The following is a 13,857-nucleotide window of genomic DNA, read 5'->3' as shown; positions in this document are numbered from 1 at the left end:
CGCCTCGATTTCGCGATGAAGCTTGCAGGGTTAGGCCGAAGCCGCCCCGCCCTTCTTCTCGGCGTAGATCAGCAGCGGTTGAGCGCGGCCTTCGACGACCTCCGCATTGACCACCACCTCCTCAACGCCCTCATAGCTGGGCAGCTCGAACATGGTTTCCAGCAGGATGCCTTCCATGATCGAACGCAGGCCACGCGCGCCGGTCTTGCGCACGATCGCCTTCTTGGCGACGCCGTGCAGGGCGTCCTCCGTGAAGGTCAGGCCGATGTTCTCCATCTCGAACAGGCGCTGGTACTGCTTGACGAAGGCGTTCTTCGGCTCGGTCAGGATCTTGACCAGGGCGGGCTCGTCGAGGTCCTCCAGGGTCGCGACCACCGGCAGACGACCGATGAATTCCGGGATCAGGCCGAAGCGCTGCAGATCGTCGGGCTCGACGTTCCGCAGAATCTCGCCCGTGCGGCGCTCTTCCGGATCGGTCACCTTGGCGCCGAAGCCGATCGACTTGGCCGCGCCGCGCGCCGAGATGATCTTCTCGAGCCCGGCGAACGCGCCGCCGCAGATGAACAGGATGTTCGTCGTGTCGACCTGCAGGAATTCCTGCTGCGGATGCTTGCGCCCGCCTTGCGGCGGCACGGAGGCGACGGTGCCTTCCATGATCTTCAGCAGGGCCTGCTGCACGCCTTCGCCCGACACGTCTCGGGTGATCGACGGGTTGTCGGACTTGCGGCTGATCTTGTCGATCTCGTCGATATAGACAATGCCGCGCTGGGCGCGCTCGACGTTGTAGTCGGCGGCCTGCAGCAGCTTGAGCACGATGTTCTCGACGTCTTCACCGACGTAACCGGCTTCGGTCAGCGTCGTGGCGTCAGCCATGGTGAAGGGCACGTCGATGATTCGGGCCAGGGTCTGGGCCAGCAGCGTCTTACCCGTACCGGTCGGACCGACCAGCAGGATGTTCGACTTGGCCAGTTCGACGTCGTTGTTCTTCGCGGCGTGGTTCAGGCGCTTGTAGTGATTGTGCACCGCGACCGCGAGCACCTTCTTGGCGTGCCCTTGTCCGATCACGTAGTCGTCCAGGACTTCGCAGATCTCGCGCGGTGTCGGAACGCCGTCCTTCGACTTCACGAAAGCGATCTTGTGCTCTTCGCGAATGATATCCATGCAGAGCTCGACGCATTCATCACAAATGAACACCGTCGGTCCCGCGATGAGCTTACGCACCTCATGTTGGCTCTTTCCGCAGAAAGAACAGTACAGGGTGCTCTTGGTGTCGCCGCTCGCGGCTTTCGTCATGATCGCTTCTCACACTATGGCGTCTCACGGCTTAACGCCGCGACGCCCCTCCGAGCGCATACACCGCCACCGAAGCAGACAGGATATACGCCGGGAGTTGTCTAATCCTTGACATTCCCCGATCCGGGCGCGGTTCACAACCCTTCGCGGCTCCTTTGAAGCCTCAAACGTCCAAACCGGCCGGTTCGTGTCATGGCCTCGTCATCTAATTTGGGCGATTGGCGCGCCGGCGCAAGCGGCGAGCGTCTTGGGCCTTACCGCCGCCGGAGGAACCCCTTATGACGAGGCGAGGAATCGCATGGGAGGTCGAGCGCGGCAGCGCGCTCTTGGGATGATCAATGGGTAGGCGTTCGTGGATGGCCAAGGGTTTGAGCGCGTCGCGCCCGATGACCGGCGAGATGGGCCACGAGCCCGCGCTCGTGGCCTTCGACTTCGACGGCACACTGACGGTCAAGGACAGCTTCAACGCCTTTCTGAAGTGGCGCGCGGGCCGGCGCTGGACGCGCGGCGTCATCCGCCTGACCCCATCGCTGATCGCCTACGTGTTCGACCGCAACCGCGCCAAGCTCAAGGCCGCCGCGGTCCGCGAGTTCATGCGGGGCGCGACGGTCACGCAGATCGAGACCGACGCCCGCGCCTTCGCCGAAACTCACGCCCGCGCCCTGCTGCGTCCCGACGCCCTGGCCGTCTGGCGTGCGTGGCGAGCCAGGGGCGCGAAGCTTGTTATCGTCACGGCCTCGCCCGAGATCACCGTCGCGCCCTTCGCTCGGGGCCTCGGCGCGGACATGTTGATCGGCACGCGCCTGATGACCAATGAAGACGGCCGCATTCTGGGCGGGCTCGATGGGAACAACTGCCGGGCCAAGGAGAAGGTGCAGCGCTTGCGCGAGGTCTTCGGCCCTGACGTGCACCTGACGGCCGCCTATGGCGACACCTCCGGCGACACCGAGATGCTCGCGATCGCCGACGAAAAGGGCTACCGCGTCTTTCGAGGCAAGCCCGCGACCTGAGCGGATTTGTCGCAGGCAATGAGGCAACAAAAAAAGCCGCCGATCCCAAGATCGGCGGCTTTCTCGTTCCAGCGGAGCTTTCGCTTATTCAGCGCCAGCCTCGGCGGCTTCTCGCGTGTCGTAGACGTGGTCGACCAGGCCCCACGCCTTGGCTTCGTCCGAGCTCATGAAATGGTCGCGGTCCAGCGTGCGCTCGACCTCTTCATAGCTGCGGCCGCAGTGCTTGACGTAGATCTCGTTCAGGCGACGCTTGGTCTTGATGATGTCCTCGGCGTGGCGCTCGATGTCCGAGGCTTGGCCGCGGAAGCCGCCCGACGGTTGGTGAACCATGATGCGGGCGTTCGGCAGGGCGATGCGCTGACCGGCGGCGCCGGCGGCCAGCAGGAGGCTGCCCATCGAGGCGGCCATGCCCATGCACACCGTCGAGACCGGGCTCTTGATGTATTGCATGGTGTCGTAGATCGCCAGGCCCGACGTCACCACGCCGCCCGGCGAGTTGATGTACATGGCGATCTCTTTCTTGGGGTTCTCCGACTCCAGGAAGAGCAGCTGAGAGCAGATCAGGCTGGCCATCACGTCCTCGAACGGGGCCGGTCAGGAAGATGATCCGCTCCTTCAGAAGGCGCGAGAAGATGTCGTAGGACCGCTCGCCACGGCTGGTCTGCTCGACCACCATCGGAACCAGGTTCATCGCCGTCGAAACCGGATCGTGCATCATTGGGGATTACCCTTTTCGTGTGTCTCTGGCGCGAAAACGAATTCAGCCCCCGCGCGCCGTCGCTACCGCATATCGCGTGGCGCTTAACAGGTTGCAAGGAGCCGGCGATTTCGTGGCGCTATGAAAAAGGCGCGACCCTCGCGAGCCGCGCCTTGATTTCGTCGGCCTAGTCGGGCCTTAGCCGCCGTAGCCTTCCGGCAGGTCGTCTTCTTCCAGGAGCTCGTCCTTGGAGACTTCCTTTTCCTCGACCTTGGCCTTGCTGAAGATCAGGTCGACGACCTTGTCTTCGTAGATCGGGGCGCGCAGAGCGGCCTGCAGGTCGGCGCGCTGGCGGTACATGTCGAACACCTGCTGAGCCTGAGCGCCGTACTGGCGAGCTTCGCGCATGATGGCGTCGGTCAGTTCCTGGTCGGTGACGACCACGTCGTTCTTGCGACCGATTTCAGCGAGCACCAGACCCAGGCGCACGCGGCGCTCGGCGATCTTGCGATACTCGTCCTTCAGCTGGTCCTCGGTCTTGTCGGCGTCTTCCGGCGGCAGGCCGCCGCGAGCCTTGTCGGCCTCGACCTGTTGCCAGATGCCGGCGAACTCGGCGTCGACCATGCGGGGCGGCAGGGCGAAGTCGTGCTTGGTGTCCAGGACGTCCAGCAGGGCGCGCTTCAGCTTGAAGCGCGAGCTGTTCTCGTAGCGGCTGCCCAGGTTCGAGCGCAGCAGGTCCTTCAGGGCGGCCAGGTCCGACAGGCCCAGGCGCTTGGCCAGCTCGTCGTCGGCCTTGCTGTCGACCGGTGCGCGAACTTCGGTGACCTTGGTGGCGAACTCAGCGTCCTTGCCGGCCAGTTCGGCGGCTTGGTACTCTTCCGGGAACTTCACCTTCACGACGATCTCGTCGCCCGGCTTGGCGCCGACCAGTTGTTCCTCGAAGCCCGGGATGAACTGGCCCGAACCCAGAACGAGTTCAGCGCCTTCGGCCTTGCCGCCGGCGAACTCGACGCCGTCGATGGTGCCGACGAAGTCGATCAGCAGTTGGTCGCCGTCCTTGGCCTTCAGGCTCTTGCCGGTGCGCGGCTCGTAGGTGCGCGCCTGCTTGGACAGCTCTTCCAGGGCCTCGTCGACTTCCTCGTCACCGACCTTGTAGACCGGCTTGACGAGTTCGATCGTGGTCGGGTCGATCGGATCGAATTCGGGCATCACCTCGACCGCCAGGTCAAACGCCAGGTCGAGACCGCCTTCGATGACCTTGTCCATGTCGGACGTCGGGTTCAGTTCGGGTTGACCAGCCGGACGCAGCTTGTTTTCGTCGAGGACCTTCTGGGTGGTCTCGTTCAGCGCCTGCTCGATGACTTCGCCCATCAAGCCCTTGCCGTACAGACGGCGCACGTGAGCGGCAGGCACCTTGCCCGGACGGAAGCCCTTCACGTTCATCTGCGGAGCGACTTCGGCGATACGCGCTTCCAGGCGCGTGGCCAGTTCACTCGCGGGCACCGTGACGCTAAAAACGCGGCTGAGGCCTTCGCCCGACTTTTCAACGATCTGCATCGACAATTCTTATTTTCTCGGGTCCGGGACGCCGCGCGCCCGAGCTCCGCCCTGGGGGTCCAAAAGATCGACGCCGCCCCGCGAGAGCCGGGGGCGGCGAAAGACCGCCCTTATGTCACGACGTGCGCGAGCATCCAAGAGCGGCGGCGACAAAACTCATCCAGGCCTGGAGGGCCCGGTGAGAAGAGTGGTGCGGATGAGAGGAACTCGAACCTCCACGCCTCTCGGCGCCAGAACCTAAATCTGGTGCGTCTACCAGTTTCGCCACATCCGCGTGGGTGCGGGCTTACGGATTTGAGCCGGGCCGCGCAAGCCCGTAGAGTTCGGCGAGAACAGCGGGCGCGAGGCCTGGCAGGTCCTCGGCGATCAGACCCGGACCGTGGCGGGCGCCGCACTCGGCGTGGATCCATGCCCCGGCGCAAGCGGCCTCGAAGCTCTCCATGCCCTGGGCGATCAAGCCGCCAATGAAGCCGGCTAGGACATCTCCCGAACCGGCGGTGGCCAGCCATGGCGTTCCATTTAGCGACACAGCGGCGCGGCCATCCGGCGCGGCGACCACGGTGTCGGGTCCCTTCAGCAGCACGACCGCCCCTGCCCGCCTGGAAGCCTCCCGCGCCGCCGCGATACGTTCGAAGGACTTGGCCAACAGGCCTGGAAAGACGCGCTCGAACTCGCCTGGATGCGGCGTCAACACGTCGTCGCGATCGAGGCAGGCGAACAGGCTCTCCGGATCGTGCCGGAAGCTGGTCAGGGCGTCGGCGTCGACAACCAGGGCCGCGCCGGTGCTGGCCAGGGCCTGCAGGTTGCGGGCGGTCGCCTCCCCCACCCCGGCCGCCGGACCGATGATCACCGCATCGGCCTCCTCGGCGGCGACGGCGAGGTCGGCCTCCGCTCCGAACGGAGCCAGCATGATCGCTTCGAGATGCGCGGCGTTCACCGCCAGGGCTCCCGGCGGCGACAGCACGGTGACCGCGCCGGCGCCAACTCGCAGACCCCCGCGCGCCGCCAGCCGCGCCGCGCCGGTGCGCCGACATCTCGCCGCTGATCACCTTCAGCCGGCCGCGCGTATGCTTGTGGGCGTCGAGCGCCGGCCAGGGAAAGCGCTTGCCCCACAGATCCGGATCGTTCTCGAACAGGTTCACGCCCTCACTGGGGCCCAGCCCGATATCGGCCAGCACGACCTCGCCGCAGGCCTTGCGCCCCTCGATCAGGACGTGAGCCGGCTTGCGGCGATGGAAGGTGACGGTCAGGTCGGCGCGGAAGGCGACGTCGCCCAGCGGACGTCCGGTGTCGCCATGAATCCCCGAGGGCGTGTCGATCGCGACGATGGTCAGCGGCTGTTCCTGGCTGGCCCACGCCAGGCGCTCGACCTCCCCCTCCAGCGGCCGCGACAGGCCGGCGCCGAACAAGGCGTCTATATAGAGTACGCCCGGCGCGAGATCGGTCGACAGCGACCGCACCTCGCCCTTCCACCGCGACGCGGCCCAGCGGGCGGCGTCGCTGGACGGCGGATAGGCGGCCTCGACCACCACCTGCCAGCCGCGACGGCGCAGATGCCGCGCGGCGACATAGCCGTCACCGCCATTGTCGCCGGGACCGCACCAGATCACCACGGGACGCCGGGCGTAACGCGCCCTGACAGCCTGGGCCACGGCCTCGCCCGCGCGCTCCATCAGCGCGCGAACCGGCGTGCCGTGTTCGACGGCGGCGCGGTCGGCCGCGGCCATCTGGGCGACGGTCAGAATCTCGCGCCACGCCTACTCCTTCAAAGCACTTGGCTCTGAGCTTCGCGCCCTTTCTCCACCAGGATCAAGCCGTCGCCGTCGATCTCGAACACGGTGCGCGAGCAATGATCGGGGCGAAACGCCATGACCTCGGCCCGACCGGTGGCGACGCCAACCGCCGCGTTCAGGGCGACGAAGTGGCTGAACACCGCAGCGCCAGGGTATTCGCGCAAAGCGGCGGCCACGCCTTGCGTCCAGGCGACATAGTCGAGGTCCCCTTGGATCTCGCTCCAGCGGCCTTCGAAAGCCCGCTTCAGCCAGGCCGGTCTCTCCTCGTGCGACAATGCCGCCGGAGTCGGGATCTCGCCGACGCGCGGGTCGATGATCAATTCGACGCCCAGCGCCCGCGCCAGCGGCTCGGCGGTTTCGCGGCAGCGGCGCAGGGGCGAGGACACCACGCGCGTCGGCCGCTCGGGCAGAGCCAGGATCGCCTCGGCGACGGCGACGGCCTGTGCGTGACCGGTCGTATCGAGACCGGGATCCTCGTCAGCGCCGCCCCAGGTCGCGGCGGGTTTTCCGTGGCGGATCACATGAACCAGGGTCATGACTCAATCCGGAATGAAGAGGTTGCGGACGCCATCCGGATGGGGCCCGACGACGCCGGTCCGCCCTACCCCCTCGCAGCTTTCCAGGTCGCGGAGCACCTCCGGATCGTCCGGCGTCTGGGCCACGAAGCGCCGCCCCTGCGCGTCACGGCCGATGATGACGCCCATCCGCGCGCCCTCGCGGCCGTGGACGACGGTGTAGGTCTCGACGGTCGCCGGCCCTTGCGGGTTCTCAACGATCTCCGGATGCGGCAAGGCGCCGATCCGGGCCTGGACCACCGACGGCGGCTGGCGCTCCCACTTTCCTTCGACCGGCCTGGTCGAATAGATGCCCACCGACTGCTTGGTCAGGAACCACCCGTTGGCCGTCGACAGGCCATAGGCGCCGGGCCGTTCGCGCAGCTTGCCGACCATCTCGGCGATGGCGTGCAGGGCGTAGTTGTTTCCTGGCCCGCCGAAGTACGGCAGGCCGCCGGTGATGGTCAGGCCACGTGGGTCGTCCAGCGCCAGGCCGATCTCCTCGGCCCCGATCCGCACCGCCGATGGAAAGCAGGAATAGAGGTCGATAAGGTCGAGATCCTCGACGCCGATCCCGGCCATTTCCAGAGCCCGCTGGCCGGTCAGGCGCATGGCGGGACTGGAGTGATAGTCCTGACGCTCCAACGGATACCAGAGGTCCGAGGCGTCGGCGCAGCCATGCAGGAAAACCCACTTATCCTCGGGCACGCCCAGCTCGCGCGCCTTGCGGACGCTGGCGATCAGGACGGCCGCCGATTGGTCGACCTCCATGATGGCGTTCAGGTACTTCGGGTACGGATATCCGATCATCCGATTACGGTCGGTCACGGTGACCAGTTCCTCGGCCGAGCGCTCCACCGGGAACCAGGCGTAGGGATTGGCGGCGGCGACCTTGGTGAAGGGCGCGAAGAGCTCGCCCAACTGCTTCTGATGATCTTCCAGCGATCGCCCGTCCCTCGCTCTCAGCGCGTTTTCGAACAGGGGATAGGTGTTTACCGGATAGCCGAGACCGTGCGCGGCTTCCTGCTTGGTCACCCCCGGGCGCGGGTCGCCGATCCGCCGCGGCGTGCTGGCGAGGTCGTCGCCCCAACCCTCGAAGCCGAGGCCGCCCTTCATCCGCTTCATCAGCGATCCCAGGAACTCGGCCCCGGTGACCAGGGCGAACTCCGACTCGCCGCCCGCGACCCGCTCGCAAACGACATTGACCGCTTGTTGAGGGCTGTTGCCTCCGGTCTCGGTGTAGACGCTCCAGGCCGGCGAAGCTGAAAAAGCCCCCGCCAGTGAGGCTGGCGGGTCCGCCAGCCGAGGCAGCGGCAGCTTCGACAACCCTCCCGGCGCGTCGATGCTGAACGCCACGACCGCCAAAGCGTCCAGATCGGCAAGAACCGACCCTTTGAGGCCGGCATCCAGCGCCGCGCGTTCCGCCGCAACTTTCAGCAGTTCCAGGGGGGATGGTGAATTTCCGGCGTCGCCCCGATACGTGAATTGGCCCGCGCCGATCAAAACCGGTGTGTCGCCGCGCATATCCGCCCCCATTCAAACGATCGTTGGGCGCGATCGTAGGCGCGAAACCGTATGCCGCAAGGCCATTTGGCGGCCATTCCAGAAATGTACATTTCCAGGGCGCCAGGCGCCCAAACTTCGAACACATGCCCACGAGACAACCAAACGGTCATAAATGTCCCTGGCGCTCGCTTGCGGCGCTTCGGTCAGCATGATGGTTGCCCGCTCAGTGAAGCGGTTCGCCGCCCGGGCCCGAAAGTGGAACCGATGAAGAAGATCGAAGCCGTCATCAAGCCGTTCAAGCTGGATGAGGTGAAGGAGGCCCTGCAGGACATGGGCGTCCAGGGCATGACCGTCCTAGAAGCCAAGGGCTACGGCCGTCAGAAGGGCCACACCGAACTGTATCGCGGCGCCGAGTACGTCGTGGACTTCCTCCCCAAGATCAAGGTGGAGGTCGTTGTCGAGGACAGCCAGCTGGAGCCCGCGCTGGAGGCCATCACCCGCGCCGCCCGTACGGGCCGCATCGGCGACGGCAAGATTTTCGTCTCGGACATCGCGGAAGTGATCCGCATCCGAACCGGAGAAAGCGGCCCGGCCGCCGTCTAAGGCCGGATCGTCAAACGCTTAGAGAGCCTACAAAGGGGATACGGAATGACCACCGCCAAGGATATCCTGAACCTGATCAAGGAAAAGGACGTAAAGTACGTCGACGTCCGCTTCACCGACGTGCGCGGCAAGCTGCAGCACGTCACGTTTGACATCGATCTCGTCGACGATGACTTCCTGAACGACGGCACGATGTTCGACGGTTCGTCGATCGCCGGCTGGAAGGCCATCAACGAGTCGGACATGAAGCTGCGCCCCGACCTGTCGAGCGCCATCATCGACCCCTTCTACCAGCAGACCACCCTGGCGCTGTTCTGCGACGTCGTGAACCCGGACGACGGCACCCCCTACAACCGCGACCCGCGCTCGATCGCCAAGGCCGCCCTGAACTACGTCAAGTCGGCCGGCGTGGGCGACACCGTCTATTTCGGCCCTGAAGCCGAATTCTTCATCTTCGACGACGTGCGCTGGTCGGTTTCGCCGAACAGCACCGGCTACTCGTATGACTCGAGCGAACTGCCGGTGAACTCGGCCAAGGAATATCCGGAAGGCAACATGGGCCACCGCCCGGGTCCGAAGGGCGGCTACTTCCCGGTGAATCCGGTCGACAGCTGCCAGGACCTGCGCGGCGAAATGCTGGCCGTCATGGGCGAGCTGGGCATGAAGCCGGAAAAGCACCACCACGAGGTGGCCCCGGCCCAGCACGAACTCGGCCTGAAGTTCGACACCATGGTCGTCATGGCCGACCGGATGCAGCTCTACAAGTACGTCATCCACAACGTCGCCGCGGCCTATGGCAAGACGGCCACCTTCATGGCCAAGCCGATGTTCGGCGACAACGGCTCGGGCATGCACGTGCACCAGTCGATCTGGCAGGACGGCAAGCCGCTGTTCGCCGGTGACAAGTACGCCGGCCTGTCGCAGGACTGCCTGTACTACATCGGCGGCATCATCAAGCACGCCAAGGCCATCAACGCGTTCTCGAACTCGACGACGAACTCGTACAAGCGCCTGGTGCCCGGCTACGAAGCTCCGGTGAAGCTGGCCTACAGCTCGCGCAACCGCTCGGCCTCGATCCGCATCCCGCACGTCGACAGCCCGAAGGCCAAGCGTATCGAAGCCCGCTTCCCGGACCCGATGGGCAACCCCTACCTGACCTTCGTCGCCCTGCTGATGGCCGGCCTGGACGGCATCATCAACAAGATCGACCCGGGCGCGGCCGCCGACAAGAACCTCTACGATCTGCCGCCGCGCGAGCAGAAGAAAATCCCGGAAGTCTGCGGCTCGCTGCGCGAAGCCCTGGAAAGCCTGGACAAGGACCGCGCCTTCCTGAAGGCCGGCGGCGTCATGGATGACGACTTCATCGACAGCTACATCGAGCTGAAGATGGAAGAGGTGATGCGCCTGCAATTGCACCCGCACCCGGTCGAATTCGACATGTACTACAAGTGCTGATCGCGTAAGCGCTCAGAACAAGGACAGGGGCCGGAGAGCGATCTCCGGCCCTTTTTCTTACGCCACGAGGCCAGACCGCTCCGCGAGTAGAATGACTTATTACTTAGTGGGCGCCGCCTGAACAAAATTGTCGCAACTTCGCAACATAACCGACGTAATCGGCTCGAAAGAGCTGTTTTCGATCAAGACGAGATATCCCGACGGCCGCTGTTTCGCCTATCGCAGCGCAACAGAAGCGCCGTTAACGCCCCGGTCAGAGTCGGCGAACGGCGCGCTCCATCACAGGATGTCTCCATGCTCCCCAACCGCTCTTTCCGCCGCGCCCTGACGGTGTCGTGCGGCCTGTCCGCTCTGGTGGCCTCGCTGGCCGCCGGCTCGGCGGCCCTGGCCCAGGAAACCACCGTCGGCGAAGTCGTCGTCACCGCCCAGAAGCGCAGTGAAAACCTGCAGGACGTCCCGGTCTCGGTCGCCGCCATCTCCGGCGAGCGCCTGCAGTCGGTCTTCGCCGCCGGCGAAGACATCCTGACCCTGTCGGGCAAGGCTCCCGGCCTCTACGCCGAGTCCTCGAACGGCCGCGTCGCGCCGCGCTTCTACATCCGCGGCCTGGGCAACGCCGACTTCGACCTGGCCGCCTCGCAGCCGGTGTCGATCATCCAGGATGACGTGGTCCTGGAGAACGTCGTCCTGAAGAGCTCGCCGATCTATGACCTCGACCACGTCGAAGTGCTGCGCGGCCCGCAGGGTACGCTGTTCGGCCGCAACACCACGGCGGGCATCGTCAAGTTCGACACCATCAAGCCCAGCGACGAAACCAAGGGCCGCCTGGCGGCCACCTACGGCAGCTACAACACCGTCACCCTGGACGGCGGCTACGGCGGCGCCATCGTCCCGGGCAAGGTGGCGGTCCGAGCCTCGTTCCTGCTCCAGCGTCGCGACGACTACATCGACAACACCTACACCAAGCAGGAAAACGCCCTGGGCGGCTTCAACGAAAAGGCCGCTCGCGTTCAGCTGCTGGTCACGCCGAACGACAAGCTGAGCGCCCTGTTCAACGTCCACGGCCGCGACCTGGACGGCACCGCCGCCGTGTTCCGCGCCAACGTGCTGACCAAGGGCTCGAACAAGCTCAACGGCAACTACCAACGCGACAAGGTCGCCTTCGACAACACCGCCAACAACCCACAGAAGTACAAGGGCTACGGCGCCTCGGCCAACATCGGCTATGACTTCGACGGCGTGAAGCTGACCTCGATCACCGCCTATGAAAACACCCACGGTTACAGCCTGGGCGACATCGACGGCGGCAACCCGGGCGGCCCGGGCTTCATCCCCTTCCAGTCGAGCACCCAGGACGGCATCAAGAACCTGTTCCAGTGGACGCAGGAAGTGCGTCTGGCCAGCGACACCGACGGTCCGCTGAGCTGGCAGGTCGGCGGCTTCTACTTCGACACCAAGTACGACATCCGCACCGACCCGTTCTTCATGCCGGCCACCACCCTGCGCCAGAAGAACAAGTCCTGGGCGCTGTTCGGTCAGGCCTCCTACGCGGTCAACGACCAGCTGACCCTGACGGGCGGCCTGCGCTACACCGACGACGACAAGGACATGAATGTCGTTTCGGGCCCTAACAATGCTCCGTCGGTCTCGGTGTCGGATTCCAAGGTCAGCTGGGACCTGTCGGCATTCTACAAGATCGACGAGGACGTCAGCGTCTACGCCAAGGTCGCCTCGGGCTTCCGCGGTCCGTCGATCCAGGGTCGCGACATCGCCTTCGGCTCGCCCGCCTCGTCGGCCAAGTCCGAAACGATCATGTCGTATGAGCTTGGCCTGAAGAGCGAGCTGTTCGAACGTCGTGTCCGCCTGAACGGCGCGGTCTTCGCCTACAGCATCGACGACCCGCAGTTCAGCGCCGTTGGCGGCGGCAGCAACTCCAACCGCCTGATCAACGCCAAGAAGGGCGAGGCCTATGGCCTGGAACTGGACAGCGAGTTCGTGGTCACCCCGAACTTCGTCGTCACGGCCGGCTACAGCTACGCGCACACCAAGATCAAGGACAGCACGCTGGCCGTCGCCCCCTGCGCCGCCTGCACGGTCACGGACAAGCTGAACGGCGCGGGCCTGGCCCTCGTGGACGGCAACCCCTTCCCGAACGCGCCGAAGTACACCTTCGACGTCACGGCCCGCTACTCGATCCCGGTGGCCTCGGGCGAGCTGTTCGCCTTCACCGACTGGAAGGTCCAGGGCTACACCAACCTGTTCCTGTACCAGTCGAAGGAGTTCTACTCGAAGGGCGACTTCGAAGGCGGCCTGAAGGTCGGCTACGCCGACAAGGACGCCGGTTGGGAGCTGGCGGCCTTCGCCCGCAACATCACCAACGAGAGCAACATCAAGGGCGCGATCGACTTCAACAACCTGACCGCCTTCGTCAACGAACCGCGCGTCGTCGGCGTCTCGCTGAACGCCAACTTCTAGACCTTCTGGTCTTGGAAACCGAAAAGGCCGCGGAGCGATCCGCGGCCTTTTTTTCGTGGCGGCTAGGCCTTGAGGCCGTGACCGATGATCGGAGTGGTCTCGAAGCGCTGCGGAAAGCCGGCGATGATCGGCCGCCCCTTGGCGATCGCCGCCTGCACGGAGGGCAGCTTCAGCGAGGCGGCATGGGCGTCCTTGTCGGTCCAGACCTCGGTGATCCACAGCGCGTCGACGTTGGTCGGATCCTTGGCGATCACGTAGCTGAGGCAGCCCGGCATGTCGTTGGTCCCCTCCCCCAGGATCGCCAGCAACTCATCGCGCTTGCCGGGCGCGGCCAGCATCTGTCCGATCAGTCCGTACATGGGCGTCTTCTCCTGAGCTTGGGCGGCGGGCGCGAACGCGGCGGCGGCGAGGCCGCCGGCCAGCACGTCGCGCCGGATGATCTGGGTCATGGCTTTCTCCCGTCGACCGCACCTTGCGTCAGCACGGTCCGGAATGTGGCAGCAGGCTATTTCGCCTTGCACGCGCCCTGAGCCGAGACGCTGACCCCCGCCGCCCCCGCCTCGCAGGCGTTGCCATAGGTCTTGCCGTCGCAGCCGCAGACCGGCTGATAGATCCGCGTGCAGACCTGCGGCGCCTTGCGGCAGACGCCCGCCGCATCGGCGACCCGCCCGCAGACTCCGGCCTCCATCTGGCAGGTCAGGCCGGACTGGCATTGGAAGCCCGCGAACCCGCCGCACATGCCGCCCTCGGCGACGGGGGCGCGCGGCGACTGCTGCGGCGGTCCCGAAGGTTCCGGCGTGGCGGACGCTGTGCAGGCGGTCAGCAGAGCAACGGCGAGACAAGCGAGCAGACGGCGCATGGACGACCTCCCAAGAACAGGCGGAACGATTTTGCCGGCGACCGGCTCCATTCGCCCC

The 13,857-nt window shown here is 65.6% G+C and carries 10 protein-coding genes, 1 tRNA gene and 2 pseudogenes; 4 read left to right on the top strand and 9 right to left on the bottom strand.

All coding sequences use genetic code 11. The features are described 5' to 3' along the window. Nucleotides 1-30 precede the first annotated feature (30 nt). Nucleotides 31-1,293: an ATP-dependent protease ATP-binding subunit ClpX gene (gene clpX, locus ACHMW8_RS18975; protein WP_125158575.1), complete on the bottom strand. Its 1,263-nt coding sequence runs from the start codon at nucleotides 1,291-1,293 to the stop codon at nucleotides 31-33. 338 nt (nucleotides 1,294-1,631) lie between these two features. On the opposite strand from clpX, the gene ACHMW8_RS18970 reads away from it, so the two are divergent. After that, entirely contained in the window at nucleotides 1,632-2,303 is a 672-nt protein-coding gene (locus tag ACHMW8_RS18970) for an HAD-IB family hydrolase (protein ID WP_395443426.1), read from the top strand. An 84-nt stretch (nucleotides 2,304-2,387) separates the two neighbouring features. Here the strand turns inward: ACHMW8_RS18970 and ACHMW8_RS18965 are convergent. The 6 genes and pseudogenes from ACHMW8_RS18965 to ACHMW8_RS18940 form a co-directional block, all read right to left on the bottom strand. Next, nucleotides 2,388-3,018: pseudogene (locus ACHMW8_RS18965) on the bottom strand (ATP-dependent Clp protease proteolytic subunit). A gap of 180 nt (nucleotides 3,019-3,198) precedes the next feature. Next, complete coding sequence (gene tig, locus ACHMW8_RS18960) at nucleotides 3,199-4,557, bottom strand: trigger factor (RefSeq protein ID WP_395443425.1); 1,359 nt, start codon at nucleotides 4,555-4,557, stop codon at nucleotides 3,199-3,201. Nucleotides 4,558-4,745: 188 nt separating this feature from the next. Next, nucleotides 4,746-4,831: transfer RNA gene (locus ACHMW8_RS18955), tRNA-Leu, on the bottom strand. Nucleotides 4,832-4,843: 12 nt separating this feature from the next. Beyond that, nucleotides 4,844-6,284: pseudogene (locus ACHMW8_RS18950) on the bottom strand (NAD(P)H-hydrate dehydratase). A gap of 38 nt (nucleotides 6,285-6,322) precedes the next feature. After that, complete coding sequence (locus ACHMW8_RS18945; protein WP_395443424.1) at nucleotides 6,323-6,886, bottom strand: histidine phosphatase family protein; 564 nt, start codon at nucleotides 6,884-6,886, stop codon at nucleotides 6,323-6,325. A 3-nt stretch (nucleotides 6,887-6,889) separates the two neighbouring features. Further along, the gene (locus ACHMW8_RS18940; RefSeq protein WP_395443423.1) at nucleotides 6,890-8,440 is read right to left on the bottom strand and encodes an acetyl-CoA acetyltransferase; all 1,551 of its coding nucleotides are present in this window, start codon (nucleotides 8,438-8,440) and stop codon (nucleotides 6,890-6,892) included. Nucleotides 8,441-8,674: 234 nt separating this feature from the next. On the opposite strand from ACHMW8_RS18940, the gene ACHMW8_RS18935 reads away from it, so the two are divergent. From ACHMW8_RS18935 to ACHMW8_RS18925, 3 genes are all read left to right on the top strand, one after another. After that, on the top strand, nucleotides 8,675-9,013 hold the full coding sequence (locus tag ACHMW8_RS18935) for a P-II family nitrogen regulator (protein WP_125158582.1): 339 nt from the start codon (nucleotides 8,675-8,677) through the stop codon (nucleotides 9,011-9,013). A gap of 45 nt (nucleotides 9,014-9,058) precedes the next feature. Next, entirely contained in the window at nucleotides 9,059-10,468 is a 1,410-nt protein-coding gene (glnA, locus tag ACHMW8_RS18930) for a type I glutamate--ammonia ligase (RefSeq protein WP_125158583.1), read from the top strand. 294 nt (nucleotides 10,469-10,762) lie between these two features. Beyond that, on the top strand, nucleotides 10,763-12,940 hold the full coding sequence (locus ACHMW8_RS18925; protein ID WP_395443422.1) for a TonB-dependent receptor: 2,178 nt from the start codon (nucleotides 10,763-10,765) through the stop codon (nucleotides 12,938-12,940). A 62-nt stretch (nucleotides 12,941-13,002) separates the two neighbouring features. On the opposite strand, the gene ACHMW8_RS18920 is transcribed toward ACHMW8_RS18925, so the two are convergent. Together ACHMW8_RS18920 and ACHMW8_RS18915 are read right to left on the bottom strand one after the other, a co-directional pair. Continuing rightward, the gene (locus ACHMW8_RS18920) at nucleotides 13,003-13,389 is read right to left on the bottom strand and encodes a putative quinol monooxygenase (protein ID WP_125158585.1); all 387 of its coding nucleotides are present in this window, start codon (nucleotides 13,387-13,389) and stop codon (nucleotides 13,003-13,005) included. Between the two features lie 56 nt (nucleotides 13,390-13,445). Beyond that, complete coding sequence (locus ACHMW8_RS18915) at nucleotides 13,446-13,799, bottom strand: Kazal-type serine protease inhibitor family protein (protein WP_125158586.1); 354 nt, start codon at nucleotides 13,797-13,799, stop codon at nucleotides 13,446-13,448. Nucleotides 13,800-13,857 lie beyond the last annotated feature (58 nt).

Source organism: Caulobacter sp. UC70_42, from assembly GCF_044056025.1.
Classification (GTDB): domain Bacteria; phylum Pseudomonadota; class Alphaproteobacteria; order Caulobacterales; family Caulobacteraceae; genus Caulobacter.
This window is presented reverse-complemented; position numbering and strand designations above follow the sequence as displayed.

Excerpts from the sequence above, each read along its gene's own strand:
- glnA (WP_125158583.1), top strand. The coding sequence starts at position 9,059 with ATGACCACCGCCAAGGATATCCTGAACCTGATCAAGGAAAAGGACGTA.
- tig (WP_395443425.1), bottom strand. The coding sequence starts at position 4,557 with ATGCAGATCGTTGAAAAGTCGGGCGAAGGCCTCAGCCGCGTTTTTAGC.
- ACHMW8_RS18915 (WP_125158586.1), bottom strand. The coding sequence starts at position 13,799 with ATGCGCCGTCTGCTCGCTTGTCTCGCCGTTGCTCTGCTGACCGCCTGC.
- ACHMW8_RS18925 (WP_395443422.1), top strand. The coding sequence starts at position 10,763 with ATGCTCCCCAACCGCTCTTTCCGCCGCGCCCTGACGGTGTCGTGCGGC.
- ACHMW8_RS18945 (WP_395443424.1), bottom strand. The coding sequence starts at position 6,886 with ATGACCCTGGTTCATGTGATCCGCCACGGAAAACCCGCCGCGACCTGG.
- ACHMW8_RS18940 (WP_395443423.1), bottom strand. The coding sequence starts at position 8,440 with ATGGGGGCGGATATGCGCGGCGACACACCGGTTTTGATCGGCGCGGGC.
- ACHMW8_RS18970 (WP_395443426.1), top strand. The coding sequence starts at position 1,632 with ATGGGTAGGCGTTCGTGGATGGCCAAGGGTTTGAGCGCGTCGCGCCCG.
- clpX (WP_125158575.1), bottom strand. The coding sequence starts at position 1,293 with ATGACGAAAGCCGCGAGCGGCGACACCAAGAGCACCCTGTACTGTTCT.
- ACHMW8_RS18935 (WP_125158582.1), top strand. The coding sequence starts at position 8,675 with ATGAAGAAGATCGAAGCCGTCATCAAGCCGTTCAAGCTGGATGAGGTG.
- ACHMW8_RS18920 (WP_125158585.1), bottom strand. The coding sequence starts at position 13,389 with ATGACCCAGATCATCCGGCGCGACGTGCTGGCCGGCGGCCTCGCCGCC.